Consider the following 2257-nt stretch of genomic DNA (forward strand, 5'->3'; position numbering starts at 1 on the left):
CGGCACGCTGGCGATCCAGGACCTCGATCTGATCGACACCCACACCGCGACAGCGGTGTTCAAGTCCTCGACCTCGAGCGCAAGTCTGCCTGGCTTCAACGACGACACGCATATCGGCACCTTCACCATCGATCCGTCGGTGGCCGAGTCGAACAGCGACACCGACAACGGCGCGACGCTGGGCTGGCACTTCAGCCTTGCCGACAATGATCCGGTGCTGCAGTCGCTGGCGGAAGGTCAGTCGATCACGGTGGTCTACACCGTGACTTTCCTCGACAATCACGGTGCGCAGGTTTCGCAGGACGTCACGGTCACCATCAACGGCACCAACGACAAGCCCACGATCACCAGCAGTATTGCGGATGCCGCGGGCACGGTGACCGAGGATGCGGCCACGCCGACGCTATCGATCGACGGCACGCTGGCGATCCAGGATCTCGACCTGATCGATACCCACACCGCGACAGCGGTGTTCAAGTCCTCGACCTCGAGCGCAAGCCTGCCTGGCTTCGATGACGACACGCATATCGGCACCTTCACCATCGATCCGTCGGTGACCGAGTCCAACAGTGACACCGACAACGGCGCGACGCTGGGCTGGCACTTCAGCCTTGCCGACAACGATCCGGTGCTGCAGTCGCTGGCGGAAGGCCAGTCGATCACGGTGGTCTACACCGTGACCTTCACCGACAATCACGGTGCCTCGGTCAGCCAGGACGTCACCGTCACCATCAATGGCACCAACGACAAGCCGACCATCACCAGCAGCGCCGCCGACGCCGCGGGCACGGTGACCGAGGATGCGGCGACGCCGACGCTGACCACCGGCGGCACGCTGGCGATCCAGGACCTCGACCTGATCGACACCCACACCGCGACGGCGGTGTTCAAGTCCTCGACCTCGACCGCGCATCTGCCGGGCTTCAACGACGACACGCATATCGGCACCTTCACCATCGATCCGTCGGTCGCCGAATCCAACAGTGACACCGACAACGGCGCGACGCTGGGCTGGCACTTCAGCCTTGCCGACAATGATCTGGTGCTGCAGTCGCTGGCGGAAGGCCAGTCGATCACGGTGGTCTACACCGTGACTTTCCTCGACAATCACGGTGCCTCGGTCAGCCAGGACGTCACCGTCACCATCAATGGCACCAACGACAAGCCGACCATCACCAGCAGTATTGCGGACGCCGCGGGCACGGTGACCGAGGATGCCGCCACGCCGACGCTGACCACCGGCGGCACGCTGGCGATCCAGGACCTCGACCTGATCGACACCCACACCGCGACGGCGGTGTTCAAGTCCTCGACCTCGACCGCGCATCTGCCGGGCTTCAGCGACGACACGCATATCGGCACCTTCACCATCGATCCGTCGGTCGCCGAATCCAACAGTGACACCGACAACGGCGCGACGCTGGGCTGGCACTTCAGCCTTGCCGACAATGATCCGGTGCTGCAGTCGCTGGCCGAGGGCCAGTCGATCACGGTGGTCTACACCGTGACTTTCCTCGACAATCACGGTGCCTCGGTCAGCCAGGACGTCACCGTCACCATCAACGGCACCAACGACAAGCCGACCATCACCAGCAGCGCCGCCGACGCCGCGGGCACGGTGACCGAGGATGCGGCCACGCCGACGCTATCGATCGACGGCACGCTGGCGATCCAGGACCTCGACCTGATCGACACCCACGCCGCGACAGCGATGTTCAAGTCCTCGACCTCGAGCGCAAGCCTGCCTGGCTTCGATGACGACACGCATATCGGCACCTTCACCATCGATCCGTCGGTGGCCGAGTCGAACAGCGACACCGACAACGGCGCGACGCTGGGCTGGCACTTCAGCCTTGCCGACAATGATCCGGTGCTGCAGTCGCTGGCGGAAGGTCAGTCGATCACGGTGGTCTACACCGTGACTTTCCTCGACAATCACGGTGCGCAGGTTTCGCAGGACGTCACGGTCACCATCAACGGCACCAACGACAAGCCCACGATCACCAGCAGTATTGCGGATGCCGCGGGCACGGTGACCGAGGATGCGGCCACGCCGACGCTATCGATCGACGGCACGCTGGCGATCCAGGATCTCGACCTGATCGACACTCATACGGCGGGCGCCGCGTTCAAGTCGTCGACGTCGAGTGCAAGCCTGCCCGGCTTCGACGACGGCACCGCGCTCGGGACGTTCACGATCGATTCGTCGGTGGCCGAGTTCAACACGGATACCGACAACGGCGCGACGCTGGGCTGG

1 protein-coding gene is annotated in these 2257 nt (G+C 64.1%); it reads left to right on the forward strand.

Features of this window, described 5'->3' with window-relative positions; all coding sequences use genetic code 11:
* On the forward strand, window positions 1-2257 hold a 2257-nt coding region (locus tag AC1RR3_RS38495; protein WP_492830530.1), incomplete at both ends, for a VCBS domain-containing protein.

Source organism: Bradyrhizobium sp. GW821-FHT13H05, assembly GCF_058804065.1.